Source organism: Alteromonas sp. M12 (assembly GCF_037478005.1).
GTDB classification, from domain to species: Bacteria; Pseudomonadota; Gammaproteobacteria; order Enterobacterales; family Alteromonadaceae; genus Aliiglaciecola; species Aliiglaciecola lipolytica_A.
Genome location: NZ_CP144164.1, coordinates 2,015,459 through 2,036,457, shown reverse-complemented (window position 1 = coordinate 2,036,457; position 20,999 = coordinate 2,015,459). Strand labels below are relative to the sequence as shown.

At 39.9% G+C, this 20,999-nt stretch carries 12 protein-coding genes; 4 read left to right on the top strand and 8 right to left on the bottom strand.

Annotated elements, in window-relative coordinates; all coding sequences use genetic code 11:
- Window positions 1-174: 174 nt before the first annotated feature.
- The gene (locus VUI23_RS08800; protein ID WP_342807859.1) at window positions 175-306 is read left to right on the top strand and encodes a hypothetical protein; all 132 of its coding nucleotides are present in this window, start codon (window positions 175-177) and stop codon (window positions 304-306) included.
- Window positions 307-377: 71 nt separating this feature from the next.
- On the opposite strand, the gene VUI23_RS08795 is transcribed toward VUI23_RS08800, so the two are convergent.
- From VUI23_RS08795 to VUI23_RS08780, 4 genes are all read right to left on the bottom strand, one after another.
- Entirely contained in the window at window positions 378-1,808 is a 1,431-nt protein-coding gene (locus tag VUI23_RS08795) for a BNR-4 repeat-containing protein (RefSeq protein WP_342807857.1), read from the bottom strand.
- Between the two features lie 59 nt (window positions 1,809-1,867).
- Complete coding sequence (locus VUI23_RS08790; RefSeq protein ID WP_342807854.1) at window positions 1,868-3,304, bottom strand: sulfatase; 1,437 nt, start codon at window positions 3,302-3,304, stop codon at window positions 1,868-1,870.
- A gap of 95 nt (window positions 3,305-3,399) precedes the next feature.
- A complete protein-coding gene (locus VUI23_RS08785; protein ID WP_342807852.1) occupies window positions 3,400-6,204 on the bottom strand; it encodes a family 78 glycoside hydrolase catalytic domain in 2,805 nt (934 codons plus the stop codon).
- A 51-nt stretch (window positions 6,205-6,255) separates the two neighbouring features.
- The gene (locus VUI23_RS08780) at window positions 6,256-8,007 is read right to left on the bottom strand and encodes a sulfatase (protein ID WP_342807850.1); all 1,752 of its coding nucleotides are present in this window, start codon (window positions 8,005-8,007) and stop codon (window positions 6,256-6,258) included.
- Between the two features lie 1,055 nt (window positions 8,008-9,062).
- Here VUI23_RS08780 and VUI23_RS08775 point away from each other — a divergent pair.
- Both VUI23_RS08775 and VUI23_RS08770 read left to right on the top strand, forming a co-directional pair.
- On the top strand, window positions 9,063-12,185 hold the full coding sequence (locus tag VUI23_RS08775) for a TonB-dependent receptor (protein ID WP_342807848.1): 3,123 nt from the start codon (window positions 9,063-9,065) through the stop codon (window positions 12,183-12,185).
- Between the two features lie 259 nt (window positions 12,186-12,444).
- Window positions 12,445-13,320: a cytochrome c gene (locus VUI23_RS08770; RefSeq protein WP_342807846.1), complete on the top strand. Its 876-nt coding sequence runs from the start codon at window positions 12,445-12,447 to the stop codon at window positions 13,318-13,320.
- 586 nt (window positions 13,321-13,906) lie between these two features.
- Here the strand turns inward: VUI23_RS08770 and VUI23_RS08765 are convergent.
- Together VUI23_RS08765 and VUI23_RS08760 are read right to left on the bottom strand one after the other, a co-directional pair.
- Window positions 13,907-15,133, bottom strand: a complete 1,227-nt coding sequence (locus tag VUI23_RS08765; RefSeq protein ID WP_342807844.1) for a glycoside hydrolase family 88 protein — start codon at window positions 15,131-15,133, stop codon at window positions 13,907-13,909.
- Window positions 15,134-15,197: 64 nt separating this feature from the next.
- Entirely contained in the window at window positions 15,198-16,616 is a 1,419-nt protein-coding gene (locus VUI23_RS08760; RefSeq protein ID WP_342807842.1) for a sulfatase-like hydrolase/transferase, read from the bottom strand.
- Window positions 16,617-17,045: 429 nt separating this feature from the next.
- Between VUI23_RS08760 and VUI23_RS08755 the strand changes: the two genes are divergently transcribed.
- Complete coding sequence (locus VUI23_RS08755) at window positions 17,046-18,509, top strand: sel1 repeat family protein (protein ID WP_342807840.1); 1,464 nt, start codon at window positions 17,046-17,048, stop codon at window positions 18,507-18,509.
- Between the two features lie 14 nt (window positions 18,510-18,523).
- On the opposite strand, the gene VUI23_RS08750 is transcribed toward VUI23_RS08755, so the two are convergent.
- Together VUI23_RS08750 and VUI23_RS08745 are read right to left on the bottom strand one after the other, a co-directional pair.
- A complete protein-coding gene (locus VUI23_RS08750; protein ID WP_342807838.1) occupies window positions 18,524-19,219 on the bottom strand; it encodes a DUF1080 domain-containing protein in 696 nt (231 codons plus the stop codon).
- A 45-nt stretch (window positions 19,220-19,264) separates the two neighbouring features.
- Window positions 19,265-20,923 carry a nucleoside transporter gene (locus tag VUI23_RS08745; protein ID WP_342807836.1) on the bottom strand — a complete coding sequence of 553 codons (1,659 nt, stop codon included), beginning with the start codon at window positions 20,921-20,923 and terminating at the stop codon, window positions 19,265-19,267.
- Window positions 20,924-20,999: the final 76 nt, after the last annotated feature.

The following is a 20,999-nucleotide window of genomic DNA, read 5'->3' as shown; positions in this document are numbered from 1 at the left end:
CAGCATTAAGTGATTTGCTAAAACGTTAAGAGACAACAAACAATCGAACATCACCTCAGATTACACCAAAACCAATACACTTTAAACATTAACAATCATTTCAAGTCACACAAAAATGAACCTATGATCATGAAAAATAAATTTCCACTTTATAATTTCCTATTGGAGTGAAATTTGGAAAGTAATTGGCTGTCTGCTGATGCATTTTATTTGCAGTGTGTCGAGGCTGCGTTAAAGCAAATATGGGCTATCACACACGCCGCATTAGGTTTATTTCAGTATGCGTTTATGCTCAGTAGTCTGTAATCGATAAATATGTATAAACTAGTGGGGCACCAAAAAGCAGTATATGTCTGCTTCTTGGTTTGTTAACGACGCTATTTAACTAAGTTAGCATCTTGCATATTACGTTTTACAGGTCCATTGTCTCCTAGCAAATATAATTTATGCCAATTACTCCCCTTTTGTTTTTCCGCCACAATCAACCGAGCGTCAGGGTGCGCATTATCAATAATGGCAGTTAACGCCCAGTTGGCACCTTCGCGTCTTAATAATTCTTTCCTTTTATTAAACGATTTGCCGCCATCAGCACTAGTAAAATAGGCAATCACCCCATCCTCTTGTTGTTGATAACCGAGTGCAAATGTCACTTCGTTTGCGGAATTAAAGAAAAAGTCACCACGAGTATCAGTATTATCGTCACGGGACTGGGGATTAACGTAATTGCCGCCTACCCACTCGTTCCCAGTCCAACGAAAATAGCTAGTCTGTTTAGGACCCCCTGTTTTTTGTCCCAAATCTTTCCCAATGTTAGTGGCAATATGAGGATAACCTTCGTTATCTATATGTGCAGAGCCGTTAAAAGTCCAATCGTCCCCAGTCCTAGCAACTAGAGTTTGATCATTAGCAACTTCCCGAGTAACCGGGAGGTTCACGTTTTCGTTTTTAATATTGTGCCAAGACCCTTGTTGGGTATCAAAAACCATGTAATAAGCATCATGACGTTCTGTTGTATGTCCTCTGCCATTAATACCTGCACCGTTATTCCAGCAAACATGGTAATCATAAGACACAATGATATCGTCACCTTCTCCTTTGCTTACCCAAGCGTACCAACTATCGTCGGCCTTAATATCATCACGTTTTTTATGTTTTAAGAAAGATATTGGCGCATCAAATGTCCGGCCATGATCGGTAGACTTTTGATAAACCCAATCACTGCGGTGAGCTCCGTGGCGATAAAAGAGATAGATATCACCGTTATCCATTTTAACCGCTTGATTATAGGTACCAAAAGCTGGAATGGTGTCTAACTCTTGCCACTGACTAATGTCACCTGGATTTTTTGTCACCACATGTTTATTGCGACCGTAATGATGATTTCCCAAAAGATTTTTACCGTGCTCAGGCGTGCCTCCGTGACCACCAAAAAAGACATGAATGTAACCAAGATCATCGATTAACATAGTAGGTTTACCGTGGTTATCGATTTTAGGACGAGATGGATCCTTACCCATTTCGCTAACTCCCGCTTTAAATGGACCGTACCACTCACCTGTTTCGTGGTTATACGAAGCCACATAAGGATCTTCTAAGGGCCCTTGATAAGATACGTACGTAATGCCATTTGCGTGCACGCCGGCGGGATGCTGAACAATAGCGAGTGGGTTCCCAAAAGCATTATCAGCAAAATAATCTACTTTTTGCGTTGTGATATTATTGGTCGTTGTTTGATTACTGCATGCTGCAAGCAAACCACAACTCATAGCAAAAAACACGAACCTAAAATTCGAAATCATCGTTTTCATAGTAATTTTCTCATAGACTGTTACACCTCTTATTTCTTAATTGAGCGCGTGCTCAACTGTTATTGCAATACTGTGCGTTTATTCACTGGATACCAACTCTTTAGCTTTTCAGACAATCGAGCCACCACATCTGGATGAGCGCTGGCTAAGTTGTTCGTTTCGTGTTCATCCTCTAACAAGTTGTACAAACGCGGCCCTGACAACACATCCTCGTGATATTTCTGATAACTCACGTTTTTGCCGTCATAACTTAAAATTAGTTTCCATTTATCTTCGATCACCCAGCGATACAACAAGGTAGATTCAGGATCGTTTAGATCGTCCATATCATGAGCAAAACCTTCACCAAAAATCTTAACACGGACAATCGGGCTCTCGTTTTTCATGTTGGAAAATAAATTTTCACCGGGCAAATCGTTAGGAACCTCTATTCCTGCAGCGCCTAAAATGGTGGGAACGATATCAATGCTACTGACAACTTCAGTTCGCATTTGTGCGTTTAATTGGCTTGGTAACGAAAACATTATTGGTGTACGAACACCGCTTTCTCCCGGACTTTGTTTTGAGCGAGGTAAAAATCGTCCGGTTTGAGTAGGATTAGCTACCCACCCATTATCTGAAACATACACAATTAGGGTATTGTCTTTCAGACCTTTCTTTTCAAGATGATCAAATAGCTGCCCATTGGTTTCATCAAACCATTCAATCATCGCATAATATTTAGCTATCGATATAGGTAGCCCTTTGTTTTCATACTTTTTCAAAATACGCTGGGGGGGGTTGTGGGGGGCATGAGGCATATAAGGCGCATACCAAACAAAAAATGGTTTGTTCGCAGCACTTGATTCATCGATAAAGTCTGTAATTGTGTTAACCCCCTCACGACCTATCTTGAGCCCATCATCACCATGACGCCCACCTTCTTCGGGAAACCCTCTGGTCATTCCTTGATCAAATCCTCCACGCTGAAAACTTCCTTCCCACCATTTGCCCGTTTGTAAAGACACATACCCTTTGGTCTTAAGCAATTGGGGCAAAGTCGCCACGTGATCAATTTTTGCGATGATTTGAGCGCGCTGTGTTTCATATAATTCGCCACCCTTCCCACCTGGTAATTCACGAGAAGGATCGTTACCGGTAATGCCATGCTGAAAAGCATAATAGCCAGTAGCAATTGTAGCCAGAGATGGTCGACATAGTGACGTAGGTACATAACCTCGCTTAAAGGTCACTCCCTCACCGGCTAAGTTGTCCAATGAAGGAGTGTTAATGATGTCATGCCCCATAAACCCATAATCATTCCAAGCATGATCATCAGATAAAATTAATAAAATGTTAGGCAGTGCGGCATTATTATCGAGCGAATTTACTTCATCAACTGCTTCAGTCTTTGCATTGCTACAAGCTACAACTGAAGCAAGAACAAAGAGTACCAATGTCAACTTTCGTTTATTGACTGCAAATTTGTATTTATTTAATTTCCATAAAAAAAACATGCTTACTCCTGATATTCATTTCTTCCATAAGCTCGTTTTACAATATTTATATATAGCTCTTGGTGTATTGTGATTAATAGTCAACTAATGAAAATCTACAGTTGAATATTCCCGGTTATTTGATAAGTTCCAGGCCCTAAATTAGTAAGCTTATTTAGAGCTGTACTTTTTTCATTTAACGCCATAGTTAAATTACTAACTTGGGGCAACACAAAATCTGCTGTTGTGTTTTTAGGCACGATTACATTCATGATTAGTTGCTCATTTTTAATAGTCCAATCAACCTTAACCTCTCCTTGGGGAGTGATGTATCCGCCTTTTGCTTGGCTTAATTCATGGCCAAACTGAGGGGCAATTCGGATATGTGAGAAGCCAGGTTTTGCTGGCGTTATGCCCAATATTCCCTCATAAAACCAGCGAGACACAGTGCCATAAGCATAGTGATTTAGTGAGTTCATTCCTTGCGGGTTAAAACCATCTTCGAGTGAATACGAATTCCAACGCTCCCATGTCGTAGTAGCGCCGTTATTAATTGAGTAAAACCAAGAAGGGTATGATTCTTTAAATAGCAATTCATAGATGACATCACTGCGACCGGCATCCTGTAGCACTTTGGTTAATAAAGGCGTACCTAAAAATCCCGTACGTAAATGAGAATCGGCTTCTCGGATTAGTTCTATCAACTTCTCTAAAGCAAGGTCACGCTTTTCCACTGGAAATAAATCATAAGCTAAACCTAATAAATAAGTGGTTTGTGTAGGTATTGCGTCTTCTTTTTTAAGATTTAACTGCTGATCAAAAAACTGGGCCATAAACGCAGCTTTAATTTTGCTATGTAACTTAGTTAACGCAGCCACATCGCCACTCTTATTTAACACTTTTGCTGCTTTAAGAGTTAACTCTGTGGAATGTGCAAAATATGCAGTTCCTATGAGACTAAAATCAGTATTACCACGATTACCATTGTCACCTTCTTTTAAATTTTGAGGAAAAGGCTGTAACCAATCACCAAAAGTATTCATATTAGAAATCAGGTTTTCACTTTTCTTTTCATGGTAACCGACCCAAGCTTTCATCATTTCGAAGTTGTCTGACAGGATAGCTTCATCACCTGTTGCGGTGTAAAGTTCCCATGGAATAATCGTTACTGCATCTCCCCAACCTGAAGATGCAAAGTTAATCCACTCAACGAAAGGAACGTATAACGGTATTTTTCCGTCAGGCCCCTGCTCTTCACGAATGCTTTGTAACCATGCGGACCAGAAACCATAAACATCTGCCATATACATGGAAGGAGTAACGAATACTTGTGCATCACCAGTCCACCCTAAACGCTCATCCCGCTGTGGACAATCTAATGGAATGTCGAAAAAGTTACTTCTCATGCCCCAAATAATATTTTCAGATAGCTTATTTAACTTAGCATGCGAACTTTTAAAGCTAGCATGTATATTCACATCAGAATGCTGAATCATTGCTGTAGCCCAGTCTTTGCTGGGAGTTTGCTTAGCATCCAAACCAGAAATTTCTATATAACGATAGCCGTGATAGGTAAAAGTTGGCTGGTATTCAATCACCCCGGTTTTACTAGGAAGGAAGTAGTTAGTCGATTCAGCACTACGGTAATTGTCGGTATAAAACTCCCCCTTGTGTAACGCTTCTGCATAACGCACCTTTACTTCTTGTCCGGCTACAACAGGTATATTAAGCTTCGGCACTCCCACCATATTTTGACCAAAATCAAATATAACCACCCCGTCTTGGCTACTAACAATATCTTGAATTGGTAACTCTTCTGTTATGCGGATCGGTGCATGTCGCTTAGGGGTAATAGAAACGTTATTATCTAAAGGTTCTTCAATTGCATCTGACCATGCCTCATGCTGAAAATTTGCACTTGTCCATCCTTCCATTTCAAGAGCTTGGTCGTATCGCTCGCCGTCGTAAATACTGGCGAATCGAATAGGACCTGACTGTGAAGCCGACCAACTGCTATCTGTAACGACTACCTGACGAGAACCATCTGCATAGATTATTTCCAGTTGTGCTAACAATCGTGCCGGTAGCCTATGATCTTTGTCGGTAAATTTATACACACGGCCAGCGTACCAACCACCAGCGATACTGGCTGCAATAACATTGTCACCCAACTTTAAGCTATCAGTAAGATCATAGGTCAGAGATTCGATACGTTTAGCGTAAGGCGTCCAACCTGGGGTCATTACATCTTCGGTTGATACTTCAGTTCCATTAACGTAAGGCTTAAACAATCCTTTTGAGGTTATATATAAACGTGCTTGTTTAACGTTGTCTTTAACTTTGAAAACTTTACGCAAATACTGAGGTGTCGCCAATGTAGATTGGGATGGTTTTTTGGTTAAATTGGTGTCAGCGTGTCCAATCCATTTTGCTTGCCAATCTTGATTATCAAGCAGGCCTAACTCTATTGATTGAGGCTCACTCCATGAGGATGATCTATCTTGCTCATCCCAAATTCGAACTCGCCAAACAATTTGTTGACGAGATGACAAACGCTTACCTAAATATCTAATCCAAGACGTTTGGCTCGATTCAATTTTTTGGCTATCCCATAATGTGTCATTGTTTGCAAAATCATCCGCATTAAACGCAACTTGAATTTGGTAAGCTGTCTGGAATTTTACATTAGAGTCTTGTCCAATTTTCCAAGAAAAACGAGGCTGTTGTTCGTAATAACCAATAGGATTTACAAAGCCTTCTCCAACCTCAAGAGAGCTAGGAGCGCTCAATGAAAAAATATCTGCTCCATTTACTTCTAAACGTGATTCAACTTTTCCTGATTCACAAGCAACAATTAGAAACAAAGTAAAAATGGCACATAGTGTCATTGGTTTACTCACTGTATTTCGTCTTTCAGACATAAGTACTCCACTTAAAAATAAAACATAAGAAGCCAGCGTAATTCTCGCTCATTATTTATTGTTGCTGTTCACCAATACGAGGTTTTGTATTTCACTTTCTTGATAGCCAATTCTTTGTGCGACGATTTTAAGCCTCGCCATTTTGGGTAAAACAAAAGGCTGCTGATAGAGCTTCCATGCCACTGGTTCGTAATTATTTTCGATGATTTTGTAACTTATCGACGCTCCTTCTGTCGTACTCGAAAGGTAAGCTTTACCCTGCTGAATGTTGAGTACCGGATCGGCCGTCTTTGGCTGAACTTTGCTTCCTTGCCACAATGTAGTTATCAACTCTCTTTCTGACATAAGTGGGTTATCACCGACCTCGGCTAGCCATCTATCCATTTCACTACTTAAGCGATTTAACACTTTTGCATAAGCTGGATTACTAGCTAAGTTATTCAATTCATGTGGATCATTCAAAGTGTCAAATAATTCATTTTGTTGTTTTGACGGCCTAAACCATTGCGCTTGATGGGGAGTCAACTTTTTCGCTTTTTGCAGTCTCAACAACTCTTGCATAGTGGGTATTTTTTCTCGGTAGACGACCGGTAAATAATAAGCTTGTTCAGGTCGGTAATTACGTATGTATTTGAAGCGCTTATTTTTTACAGCTCTTATTACATCGGTGAAACCATCAAATCGGTCCGCTGCCGCATGTATATATTCGCGCTGCTTTGAGCCATTTTGCATAAAGCTCTGGCCATGCATGTGACTGGGAGTTTCCATACCAGCTAATTTTAGAGTGGTGGGTGCAAAATCTATAAAGCTAACTAATTGGTCATCTGTTTCTCCAGCTCGTTTTAAATTAGGAAAGCGGACGATAAGTGGCACTTTCAGCCCACTGTCGTAAATCAAGCGTTTCTGGCGAGGTAATGGGCCCCCATGATCGGAATAGAAAAAAATAATCGTGCTATCTAAAAGCCCATCTTGCTTCAACTGCTCAAGCACCGCACCGACTTGGCGGTCAGTTTCTGCCAAATTATTATACATTTTCCATAAATCCCTTCTTACTAGAGGTGTATCTGGTAAATAAGGGGGAATAGGAAAATCTAAATTTTCTGAGATGTGAAGCGGAGTATCTATTTGACCCGTTTTTTGATTTGGATTTGTAGACAATGTTGCAATACGCTCGGGATTATCAGCAAAATAATGCCTAGACTCAATTTCCCGAATACCATAAGGCTCAAACAATCCCGACTCATGAGTAGTAGTAAAATTTACCACTGCAAAAAATGGTTTATCTGCTGGACGATTACGCCAATGTGCGTAAACACCGCTTTCATCCCAAGCATTTTTGGGCGCTTCAAATTGATAATCGGTTTTATAATTGTTGGTGGTGTAATAGCCCAACTCTCGCATATATTGGCTAAGCATCTTAGCTTCTGGTGGCGGCACAGCTGCATACGAAGGTAAGCCCGTCTCATCCGTGTTTGAGGTGGTTCGCATGTGATTAGCGCCAACAGCAGAGGGATACATTCCTAACGCTAGGGCAGCTCGACTCGGTGCACACACTCCAGAAGTAGAATAAACATTGACGTATTTTACTCCTTCTTTTGCAAGCCAACTAATATTAGGAGTGCTTATGGTGTTATCGCCATAATCAGGCAATATAGGGCTCATATCTTCTAACACCAGCCACAATATATTTGGTTTTTTCTCATCCTTACCTTTTTCTGTTGCCGCAACGGGGTTTATACATACAAAGGCTAAATGCAAGCAGCTTAGTAATATAGTAAGGGACTTCATCATACTAAAATTCATAAAAACTCTTTACCAAAAAAGTTAGACTTACTAGCTAACACAAATCGTATTTATCTTGCGATAAAATGCCTAGCACACTTCAACTTCACTCAAAATATCAATGTTTAAATTAATAAAAATCGGTGACTATAATAACAACTGAAAAATCATTTACAATCACTTTACGTCATTTTCACTTTATTTTAATTTACAAACAATCATTTAAAACACTCCTTTTACTCACCTTCTCTTATGGATTGTATCTACTACCACATAGCCAAATCTCAGCAGAACAATTCGCAAACTTCATGCTTTAGCTAAAAAATAGATTTAGTAAAGAGGCTTAATACATAATATTAATATAGTTCGAAATTTTTATGTGCTCTCCAGTTTACTTAGTATCAACACCATTTTTCACCAGTATTTTCAACGAAAAAGATAATTAGAATGAGTTGAGATAAAGGCGTTTTTCTAACCTAGAAGAGCTAACAAAATTAACCTATCCGGTGACGCTACAACCGAAATGCGCGCGCGTCATGGGCTATTGACGTCTATATGAACTCAATAAGGTTTGGATTAAAGACGACTCAACTTAGAGAAACGACTAAACAGAAGCATCGCGATGAATTACTTCTAACAGTAGCAAAACGGCCGAGAGTTACCAGATAGTGTCATGCCATAGTCAGTGACAAAATTTGATAAAGCGGCTTTTACCTTTATTAGTAAATTAATGAATACTTCCTATGAAAAAATAGCAGCAAACATTTTCAATCATAACTAAAACAATCATTCACCTTTAGTATGTTAAAAAGACACATTTTTAGTGTTTCCTTTTAACCTCAGTTAAATAAATGTTATTTATTGATTTTTTGTTAACATTTTTTAGTGTTAAATTTCAATAACTTAAAAAATCTATTGATTTTTTCTGACCAAATAAAGACCTAAAATGACCGAAAGTGCTTCAATTGTATTTTTTAATCTGCTATTCTTCTTTACAATTCATTTACGTTTGGTTTCTTTTCGAAGAAATTTATAACTATTTGAAAACAATAATCTCCGAAGCTGAGGAAAAACACATGCGACACAGCAAGACACAAATCACAACAAGCAATTTGAAAAATAGATTCTTAATAGCTGGTTCTTCGGCCATATTGATGGCGGTTAGTTCACCAACGGTTATTGCACAGCAGGTTAATGACGCGCTAAATAATAGCGGGCAACAACAAGAAAACCTTGAGGTAATCGAAGTGTCAGGCGTACGTGCCTCTTTGGAGAATGCACTTAATGTTAAGCGCGAAGCTCCTTCTATTGTCGATGCAATATCAGCAACTGATATTGATGCTTTACCGGCATTGGATCTAGGTGAAGCGCTACAAGCGATACCAGGAATCCAATTAGAACGGTCAGGTGAAGGGCGTCAATCTGAGATTAGCTTGCGTGGTTTAAGTGGTGGTTTTGTTAAAACCACTGCATTTGGTCAAAGTTTCGCGACGCCAAGTCGGAGTAGCAGTGCAGAAGGCGCAGCAAATCCATTTTCTGCATTCGAAGCCGGTATTTTTGATGGCGTTACCGTTGTCAAAACGCCAACAGCCGATATGCAAGCAGGGGGAATTGCAGGTATCGTCGATAAACAACTACAACAAGCCTTATCCAAACCGAGCGGTAAATATTCCGTTAGTGTCGGTGGCCGTTACGAAGAACTAACGAGTAAATGGGATCCGTCATTTAAAGTATCGGGTACTCAACATATTATTGAAGACAAATTGGCGGTAGCTTTTAAATTTGCTGGCTCTGGACAAACTTTCCGTCGCGATACAGCCAACTTTGTTAACTACGAAACACTTGGTTTAGAGCATCCTCGAGGTGGTACCCGTGGCACTAACTCAGACACTATCGACGCCTATAAAGAAAAATGGGGGATTGCTGATGACGCCGAAGTGCGTGGTGTAGCTGAATCAAGAAACGTATCCGAATTTAGCGATGGAGATCGTATTTCTTTCCATGGCAATATCGAATGGAAGCCCGTTGATTATCTAAAGTTAGGTGCTCATCTACTCTATACCAAACGTAACCTCGATAGTGGGACTAAGCAAGATGGTGGTTACTTTTCTGGTATGAACGCTAGAAACGCTAATAACAATGACATGTTCCATAAAATCGAACCCGATATGGATACCGCACCTTTTCTTTATGACGTAAATAGTGCTGGCAATGATGTATATGGCGTTTCTAAAGTTCATATTACCGATGGGAGTTGGCAAATCACTAACCGTGAAACAACGTTTTTGGAAGAATCTAAAGGCTTGATGCTTTATGGTGATTATTTGGTTGATGATTGGAAGCTTGATGGTGTGATTAGTCACTCTGAATCAACTAACCAATTTATGAATATAGGTTTAGATTTCAGAATCCAAGGACATCACAGCCCGACTCAGCGGGTGAATGGTGTGAATGGTGACGTTATCCCCACGGGCATTGATGTTACAATTGATACCGCGGGTGGCAATATGGCTCATGCGATGACATCTGGTACTGGTTGGGAAGATATCAATTGGGGGACAGGTTGGGTTCCAACCAACAATTTAAGCGCAAACTGTATTTCAAATCGAAGTGAGGTTAATGACAATCGGAAAATTGCGTTTTGTTTAACGGGTCGTATTGATGAACCTAAACGTGAATACTCCAGCGGCGAATTTAATGCCTTGCGATATACGGATTTTGGTTTTGGCGATACGTTACGTTTTGACAGTATTAAATTTGGTGGCCGTTACACTAAAGAAGTATTAGAGAATCGAGATCAACAATTAACAGCAGCAGGCGCAAATGTTGCCAATATTACTCAAGATACTTTAGTCGGCAATCCTTTGCTATCTGGCGGTCAATCTAGCTATTTCAACGGACATTATCCTGGTGCATTTGGTGCAGATGGTGGTTGGTTAACCGTAGATAATGCAGCCTTTGCAGCTGACCTTCAAGACGGTTTAGCGCCAATTGATGGCGCGATCATTGCTGACCCTTCAGGTTTTTATGAGAGATTTGTAGGTCCCCACCCGCAACGTTATGCAACAAATTTTTCTGCTGAGCAAAATATCATCGCGTTATATGCAATGACTAATTTTTCTGGTGAATTAGGCTCCGTTCCTTATACAGGTAATATTGGAGGGCGTTATATTAGAACTGATAACACCTTTGATGGACAAGTTCGCGATAGAAACAACGAGTTAGGAGATATTCTTTTACCTACTACAGTTAAGCACGACTATGATCATTTCTTACCTTCAGCGAACATTAGCTTTGAAGTGCACGAAGATGTAATAATACGTGCTGGATATTCTCAAGGTATTGTGCGTCCAAACTTGCGTATTATGACACCTTCAACCGACTTACGAAGTAATGATACTACTGCAACGATTAACTTACCTAGTGCTCTTGTTGAACCATATGATGCGGACAACTATGACCTATCGGTAGAATGGTACAACCGTGAGGGAAGTGCTATCTCTGTTGGCATATTCAAAAAGAATATATCTAACTTCTTTGGTAATGCAGTTGAAGTCTGCCCCGAAGGTGACCCGCTTATCACCAATATTTTAGGAAGTGATATCACGCGCAATGATATAGGTAATGGTGATTTTACCTGTACTCAAAACGAACAGACATCTACTCTCGATGGTGAATTGGTTAATCGCGACGTAACAGTTAATCAAAGAATGAATGCACCAGCAGAAATTCAATTAACCGGTGTTGAATTTGCAATTCAGCAAAAGCTAGACTTCTTGCCCTACCCTTGGAATGGATTTGGTGGTGTATTTAACTACACCTATATCGACCAAGATTCTGATGACGACGTAAATGACGATATCAATCGTTTATATAAAGTAGCACCAGAATCATTCAATATTATTGGTTACTATGAAAACGATGGATTTTCGCTGCGTGTAGCCTATAACTGGAAGGATGATTCACTACTAAGAGCAACTAACACCTACTTAGGGTTATTGCCACGTGTACAAAAAGCATCTGGTCGCTTAGATGCTGTGGCTGCTTACAAAGTTAATAGTAATCTCAAAGTATTCTTACGCGGTTACAACCTAACTGACGAACAACGTGTAGAACATTGGGGATTTGATGAAAAAGCTGTTGCTCGTGTTGATTACACTGGAAAAGTATACGAGTTAAGTGTGAATTACACTTTTTAATTTCTTGTGAGGAAAGTTGGAGGCTGGTGAGCCTCCATAAGCATAAGCCCAAGAGAGGTTTTGATAACTTTCTTGGGCTTTTTTTATGTATCGAAAATGAGAGGTTAGCCAAATCCGACAGACGGCTTTGTATGTATAGCCACTGTTCAGTGTTTTAGAGTTGAGTAAATGTTTTGTGTTGACTTGCTTGTCAAAATTCGCTCAATCTGATTTTTGGTAGTAAGATCGATTTACGGGTTTCTTAGAGGGAGTTTTCAAAGTGCGTAACCTGATTACTGCTGCAAGTGTTGTGTTTGTTGCCACAATGTGTGGCTTCGCACTTGTCTACGTATTAAGTGAGATTTACTTAAGTGACGTAACCTACAACTCTACATTCGACTACTCCATACCCGATGATGCTGGCAGTATCGAACATGGCCGATATATCGCGCGCACACGAGGCTGCTTTGGCTGCCATGGTCAGCAGTTAGAAGGCATGAACTTTGATAAGCAATGGGATTGGCCAGAGAGAGCAATCGCACCAAATCTAGCACACTTAGCAAAGGTTAATAATGCCGCAACATTGGAGATGGCAATTCGACAGGGTATCGGGTCAAATGGCAAGGCAATGGTCTCCATGCCCTCCTATAACTTCACCCGTTTGTCTGACAAAGACACCGCGGCATTGATTGCGTTTCTGCGATCAGCACCAGTCGTTGAGAAGGACTTACCGCCACCCAAATTGGGTTGGCGGACGCGTTGGGATTTAGTTGTCGGTAATCAAACCCACTATGCATGGTGGGCCGAACTAGTGCCATTGCTAAGTCTAGACAGCAAACTAGAGCCAGAACTCGCTCATGGAGAGTACCTTGCTATGACCATGTGCAATGAGTGTCACGGTCTGGATCTGCGCGGCTTTCAATTTTCTGGAGAATATGTGCCAGACTTGGCCATTATCGCGAATGTGGAGTTCGACGAGTTTGAACGCATAGTGAGAACAGGTCGTGGATTTAATGGACGACATCTAGGGTTGATGACGTTAGTAGCTGCAGATCGGTTTTCAACCTTAACAGATTTCGATATTAAATCGCTTCACCTGTATTTGTCTTCGTTGCAAGGCCAGCCCGTTTCTTCGCCTGTATTTTGGCGACAGTAGAAGAGACCTCATCAGATAGCGGTAGGTCAACACGTAAGTACCTTCGGACAGTCGCTTAATCGCTCGTTACTGACCTTCAGAAATAGCCCAAACCTGGGCTTATAATATATTAGTTACTAGACTTACTTGTGCCCTATTTCTTCCCATGATTACATCCTAAACGTTATGTCTAAATTTCAAATCAGAGGTATTACTTTAAAGCTCAACTCTGCTCTGTGCATCAACTAGGGAGCTTAGCTTTGGCTAGCGGCTCATTTAACTTGGGATTACAATTTGGAACTGAATTACTTCTATAGAAATTCTTGAACAGTTCACCAGCCTTTCCTAGATAACGAGCTTAATAGGTTTCAAATCCGTTGTTTTAAACGAACGTTAAACCTCATTAATCTTTTATTTAGGGCACTAAAAGTTTTACTTAGACAACTGGCAATGTTTAGACGTGGACTCTGATTGAGGAAATAAATGCAGAAAATTGCGAATCTGTAGTATGGAAAATTGTTCTTTAAAACTAAAACGCTTCGTGCTGACTATTAACATCAAATCATCACGAAGCTATAGAATTAAAAAAAGACTAAACAATCTTTAATTACAATGTTTTACAGCGAGTTAGCGCCTCTAAATAATAGTAATCGCCATAATTAAGAGATGCGTTTAAGTCTAAATCTTTAGGATAATTACCAGTTGCCTGTTTCAGTAAAAAATGACCATTTTCACCTTTGCCAGCTAAATAATCAGGTGAAGCTAAACTGCGTAACATCTTTATTGCCGCTTTTTGATAGCGCTGAGCTTCATCTTTATCAACATAATCCGACAACTCTAACAATGCACTGGCTAATAACGACGCAGCGGAAGAATCACGATAATTTGTTATTGATGGTTCATCCGGCGCATCGTAATCAAAATAAGGCACTAAATCGTCTGGCATATTTTTATGGGTTAACACATAATTGACGATATTTTTAGCATGTTTTAAGAATTTTTCGTCTTTGGTGTAACGGTATACCGTCGTGTAACCGTACGCCCCCCAAGCTTGCCCTCTCGACCATGACGAGTCATCAGCTATTCCTTGAAAAGTTTGCTTACCGATTGGCAATCCAGTGTCACGGCTATAATTGACTAAATGATATGAACTGTAATCTGGTCTAAAGTGGTGTTCCATCGTAACCGTAGCGTGGCTAACAGCGGCATTATAAAAACTTTTATCTCCACTTAATAAAGAGGCATTAAATAGCAACTCCAAGTTCATCATGTTATCGATGATGACCGGAAACTCCCACGTTCCCCAACTCCAAGAATATGTCACCCCAATATTAGGATTAAAGCGTTCCATTAGGGTTTTAGCCGAGCTTACTAAGACAGGCTCGTAAGCTTTATCGCCAACTAACCGCAAACCGTTACCAAAGCTATTGTTCATGATGAAGCCAATATCATGAGTTTTACGATTAAATTGCATTTTTTCTAAAGCGTTAGTCCAAGTCTTAGCCGTTTTTAGCCAACTAGCATCTTCGGTGTGTTCATATATATACCAAAAACTCCCGGCGACAAAACCACTAGTCCACCCCATAGGATTGGTATATTTCACCTCGTCTTCACTAAAAGATGTAGGGATCTTTGTTGGGTCAGTATAGGCTTTTCTAAAATCATCAAGTTGTTCTTCAGCTTTATCTAAGGCGGCATTGCAAAAAGCCACATTATTTTGCGGCCATGCGACATTAGTAGCGTTGGTGTTCGCGAGTGAATAACTCGTAGCACTCACGGTCAATGCTAAAGAAGCAGATATCGATAGGAAAACTTTATTCAATCGAGTTGACATATTGAAACCTTCTAAAAGTGTAAAGTGTGGATACAAAGGCGACTACTAAAGCTAACGACTCAGATTAATCTTTGTATTTTTCAAATAATTCAAAAAATTCCCTAGTTAATTTAGGGTATTGAGCGGCTAAATTATTTGACTCATCTGGGTCTTGAACGATGTCAAATAGCTGCATATCACCTTCAACTGTATAACGTACAGCTTTCCAATTGCCTCTTCGAGCCGCTTGAAAGGTATCACCGATAACCCCTGAATTAGGGTCTCCGACTTGCTTTGCAAACTCCCAATATAAAATACGTTCCTCCATTTTTTCAGGAGAATCATTTAACAGACCAGCAATTGACACACCGTTAGTGCGTACGCGTGGAACAATATTCAAATTAACCTCAGCAATATCGGCGAAGGTAGGCAAAACATCTGCAAACAACCAAGGAGTTTGGTCGACTCTTGCTTTTTTAATTTTAGCTGGCCATTGCACTAACATAGGTACGTGAATTCCACCATCATATAAGTCACGCTTTTGACCTTTATAAGGTGCCGATGCCTTAAAAAACTCAGGATCAGCTCCACCTTCATCGTGAGGCCCGTTGTCAGATGTAAATATAATTAAGGTATTTTCTAATTGTCCTTGCTCTTCTAATACCGCCGTTATACGACCAACATATTCATCTAGAGCCGTTACCATTCCGGCTAACGTAGCGTTAGGTTTGTCTACAGGCTCTGGATAATAAGCTGCATACTTGTCAGCGGGCACCCCTCCCTTCATACCGGTATAAGGGGTTTCCGCTAATTCATATTGCTTACTATATTTTTCAGGTACTGCTAATTCAGCATGGGGAGATGAAAATGTGAGCATTACAAAAAACGGATTTTTTCGTTCTTGCTTGATGTAACTAATTGCTTCTTCGGTAAATAATTCTTGGGCATAGGCACCTTTGCGCCCGCCTTCGTTTTCTGTTATCCGAATTTTTTTACCATCACGCCACATTATCTGAGGATATTGTCTATGCCCCTCCAAAATAGAGTACATTCCGTACCAAGTATCAAACCCCATAGCTAAAGGATCTGTTACTCCCATTTGCTGTCCGATGGAGTATTTACCAAATAATGCAGTGTCATAATCAGCATATTTAAGGACATGCGCTAGTGTGATATCCATGTGAGACAATTCTACAGTGTTAGAATTATTACTCATGTAACGACCATCTCGACCGGTAAATAAAGAAACCCGAGAAGGAGAACAAACAGTATTTCCCGCATATGCTTGATCAAAACGAATACCGTTATTGGCCATTTTATCTAAATTAGGAGTTTTAATTGGAGTATTGCCATAAGCGCCAATTTGGTTAAAGCCTAGATCATCAGTAAGGATAAAAATAATATTTGGTTTATCTGCTGCATAACTCATTGTTGCCGCGCTAACACTTAGCAGTACAGTAGATACCCCTCCCAACAATTTTCGACGTGCATTTTTAAATCTCATTTTTATTTCCAATTTTAGTCCAGCAATAATAATGACAGCTATTACTCATAACAATAAAGTACATTTAGAGTACAAGTTGATAACAATTTGCACCTATATTAACTGAATATACTCGCCACAAGAAGACTTATTGTGATTTTTTTTGACTATTTATGACAGGTAATTGAAATTTTATAAGAATTGAGATTGAGGCAATACATTTATTGCGCTTTATTCGTAGTTAGCAACATCATTAACTCATGCACCTTAATAAAAAAACAACACGAGATGGTTAATCACGAAATGCAATAACTAAAGTGAACCAGCATCTTAGAACAAAATAGGTAAAGCAGACTAATGTAAATAAAAAGTAAATTATACCCACCTATTACTTATTCATATATAATCACATCAAATCACTTTAACTCACCTTTAATAGATATGAAAAATTTGAATAAACGTTTCCTGTCCATTTCTATTTCTTGCCTTTTAGTACCATCTACGATTATGGCCGCGGATATTTTCAAGGCAGATAAGCATTTTACTGCTGCAGAATATAAGCTCGCCAAACAAGGTTATTTGGAAGCGACTAAAATTGGTAATCCCCACGCTTTTTATCAACTAGGAAATATGTATCAAAAGGGTCTAGGCGTTGACAAAGATCCACTACTTGCACTGATATATATTTCAATGGCCGCGGACTATGGCTTAGATAATGCGCAAACAACTTTGACAAATATGCTAGCCGCTTTGAGTGATGAACAGAGACAAACGATACAAGAAGTATTAAGCAATAATTCTAATTCAAACCGTAAAGAGCTTATTCAGCAAACGTACTTCCCTGTGATTAAGCAAGAAACGTTAAATACTAAAATTAGCTTTGAAGGCCAAGAGCGATTAGATACACAATATTTTGCTGACGATTACCAGCAGGATTTTGAAGAGAATGGAGCAGGCCAATTTACCGATGAGTTTGGAGATGATGAATCAGATGATTTTTACACATTAATATCGACTCCCAAAAAACCATATTTAATTGTTGATCATGATGTCGCCATTGATGGTTCAAAACGTAATATTACAGATGTACAAAAAGTGGGAAATTCACGCTCGTTGTTAAATGAATACTCATTATTCCCCACATTAAAACCAACGTTTCAATCGCAATCTGTTGAGTTTGTACATCGTGTTTTTATGGGAGCTGCGGTATACAATAAATTCACCTTAATTGAAGAAGATGAAGCCTTATACGCCAGTATATATCGTCGCTATAAAAAACTAAAAAGCGGAAAAAGTCTAAATGACCAGTACCAATTTGCAATGACTCTTCAAAATTTTCCTTGGCTTGAACAAGAACGAGGAGAAGTAGCGAACCGCATGTTATTCTTAGCTAAACAAGGCCATCCTGGCGCCATGTTTGAATATGGTTACATGTTATTAAGAGAACAAAACGATATTCAAGAAGCCATTAAGTGGATTGGTGTAGCCAGTACATACGGTCTAGCCCGTGCCGAATATAGATTGGGTAAACTACTTACAACTAGCCCTTGGGTAAATTACGACGAAAAGAAAGCGCTATTTTGGTTTGAATCTGCGGTTGAAAAAAATCATGTGCCGGCAGCATTGAAGGCCGCTGAATTAAAATTGACAGCTAATGATAAATCGCTCCATGACGTCAACGGCGCAATAAAATTACTGAACAAAATTGAAGCCAAGCAACATACTAATCCTGAGTTTTACTATCTATTGGCCTTATCCCATAGAAACCGAGAAAACCGCGATTACACTCAGGTAATAAGCAACTTAGAAAAAGCTATATTCATGGGATCAAATGCCAATTGGGACGTGACAGAATGGCAAAATATACTAGCTAAACTCACTGAAGGTACGGTATATATTATTGAAGATGATTAATAAAATTACGCTTTTTATAACTCAGTAATCATAATATTGCGAAAATACACAAGATTGTCAGTTTTGCCGCTTTCCCGTAATTTTTTACTTCCGTGATGCTGCAAACCTATGAAACCCTCTGTGTGTTTAGTATCAGTAATATGCGTCGTCAACACCCCATTTACAAACACTTTTATATCACTATCAATGGCTTCTATTCGATATTTGTTCCACTGAAGGTGTTTGTAGGCATTTGCCATTTCTTCAGACCATTCGGGTAGATAGTTATGTTTAAAATCTTCATCAGGCTCAGAGCGAGTAGGGTGTAATGGATGTAACCATTTTCGCCCTGCTTGATGATATATTCCCCCACTCCACTTACGTTCACTTGGATCTATTTCGGCTTGTAAACCTTCAGCTTCAAATCCATTGCCTTTTACTTTAGCGCGGCCGCGAAACATAAACCCGGAATTACTATATTCTTGTACATCAGGCATTAATACTTCGCCTTCTAGAATAAAGTTTTTGTAGGTCTTTTTAGTGACATAAAACCAGTTCGCAGTGGAGATCAACTCTAATACATCGCCTACCATGCGGGCACTACCGTAATCGTAGATATTAGTAAACTGAGTTAGCTCTGGATCTAATAAACTCTGAGGCTGCGGCTTGCTCAAGCTTGTGCAACTCGCTAGTAGAAAAGTCGCACCCCATAAAATTAGAAAATTTTTCATTTACACTCCAAAACAAGCGCGCATCGACTGCAATTTTTATAAGGTCTACTTTTCGTTATCTTTTGCCAAATAAGCATAAGTTGCAGTTACAAAATAAATTAATGTCGGCACAATTAACCAAGTAGTAATCGTCTCTATGTCTTTATTAATATAGGACATTCCTCCCATATACAAACAAGCTAAAAGCGCAGTCCAAGATATATACTTAGCGATTGTCGCGATAAGAGGAGTATTTTCGACTGAATCTTTAAGTTCCGGTGCCTGAGCTAGAAAAGCGACTTCAGCAGCTTTACGTTCACTTTCGCTCTGTTCGGCTACTTCCGCTTGTGCATAGGTTTGTTTTGCTCCCATAGTGGACGCCAAACCAATATATAACAGGGTCGAAAATATCCATAGCGGAACTAAGATAAAGAATAAATGTAATAAGCCTGATTGCTCTACTAAAATGCCTACAATCATAGAAACAATCCAAGTAGCAAATGCGGCGACGTTTGTGGTGTTACCTTTGAAGAACGACCAATATCGAGTAAAGCCAATTCTAGGAAATATCCAGTGTTCGGTTACAATTATCGCGCCAACTGGAGCCAAAAGTAATCCCATATAGCCTACAAACCCTAACAAGCCCGAAAACACAAATGGTGAACAGGCAATAATCGTGGTAATAATACCCACTACGATAGTGACTTTGGTTCGCCCCCATGTGTGATTTAACGAACTAAACGCCAGCCCTGCACGGTAAATAGTTGGGTTAGAGGTTGTCCATCCGGCAATAATAACCGCTAAAATACCTGATGCACCTAATGCTGTGTAGGCTACTGAACCAGGGTCAATCGCTGTGATGCTCGTGTTAAGAATAATGGCTGCCCCTGCTCCCATAATTCCGGCGCATACCCACGCCATATAGTGACCAATAAACATACCTAACGCAGAAAAATAGCCATATTTAGGGCTCTTCGCAAAGCGCAACAATGTCATGTCGCCAAGGCTACCGTGCATGGCCAAATTAGCCACCCATGCAAATGCGATGACATGCCAAATTCCAATTTCGCCTTCAGTGTCTTGCCAAATCGATTCACTTGCTACTTTTAAAAAGTCATTAAAGCTTCCAATACCATCTACCCCAGCTGTGGCGGCTATCGTAGTTGGCAACATCACAAGTGCTCCAATAAAAAACATCAATATCATCCAAGGCGCGCACACTTCGGCAAATGCAGCAAGTTTTTTAAAGCCTTTCACTGCCATATACACAACCACTGCACCGACACCTAATACCACTAAGACAAAGCGCAAATCAGAAGGGAAATAACCAACTTGATCTTCAATACCAAACAGTATTCTAACCGCTGAGGCTGACACGGTAATCATCGCCCCAGCCAGCACACAAAACAAGATACCATTGACCACGCTATATAACTTGATAGTGCCTGGGCCTGCGATTTTTTCCAAATAAGCGTACAAGGTTAAGCGGGTATCGGTAGCGATAGGCGCGGTTATTAATCCCCATGTTAACACCGCCAACAAATTACCAAACAATAAGCCAACTAATACATCCGCGGCACCAACTCCCCAAGATACAAATAAAGCGCCAATGACAAATTCGGTCCCAGCTACGTGTTCACCAGCATAACTTGCTGCGAACGTCTTAGGTCCTTGTAATTGTTTGGGAGTAACCGGTTTAGTTTCAAATTCTTCTGCTGTCGACATCTTGCCTCCGAAATATCGACAATTTGTTTTTCACAGAACAAAATAATCGACATCAATACTTATTATTCTTGTAATA

Excerpts from the sequence above, each read along its gene's own strand:
- VUI23_RS08795 (WP_342807857.1), bottom strand. The coding sequence starts at position 1,808 with ATGAAAACGATGATTTCGAATTTTAGGTTCGTGTTTTTTGCTATGAGT.
- VUI23_RS08790 (WP_342807854.1), bottom strand. The coding sequence starts at position 3,304 with ATGTTTTTTTTATGGAAATTAAATAAATACAAATTTGCAGTCAATAAA.
- VUI23_RS08785 (WP_342807852.1), bottom strand. The coding sequence starts at position 6,204 with ATGTCTGAAAGACGAAATACAGTGAGTAAACCAATGACACTATGTGCC.
- VUI23_RS08780 (WP_342807850.1), bottom strand. The coding sequence starts at position 8,007 with ATGAATTTTAGTATGATGAAGTCCCTTACTATATTACTAAGCTGCTTG.
- VUI23_RS08775 (WP_342807848.1), top strand. The coding sequence starts at position 9,063 with ATGCGACACAGCAAGACACAAATCACAACAAGCAATTTGAAAAATAGA.
- VUI23_RS08765 (WP_342807844.1), bottom strand. The coding sequence starts at position 15,133 with ATGTCAACTCGATTGAATAAAGTTTTCCTATCGATATCTGCTTCTTTA.
- VUI23_RS08760 (WP_342807842.1), bottom strand. The coding sequence starts at position 16,616 with ATGAGATTTAAAAATGCACGTCGAAAATTGTTGGGAGGGGTATCTACT.
- VUI23_RS08750 (WP_342807838.1), bottom strand. The coding sequence starts at position 19,219 with ATGAAAAATTTTCTAATTTTATGGGGTGCGACTTTTCTACTAGCGAGT.
- VUI23_RS08745 (WP_342807836.1), bottom strand. The coding sequence starts at position 20,923 with ATGTCGACAGCAGAAGAATTTGAAACTAAACCGGTTACTCCCAAACAA.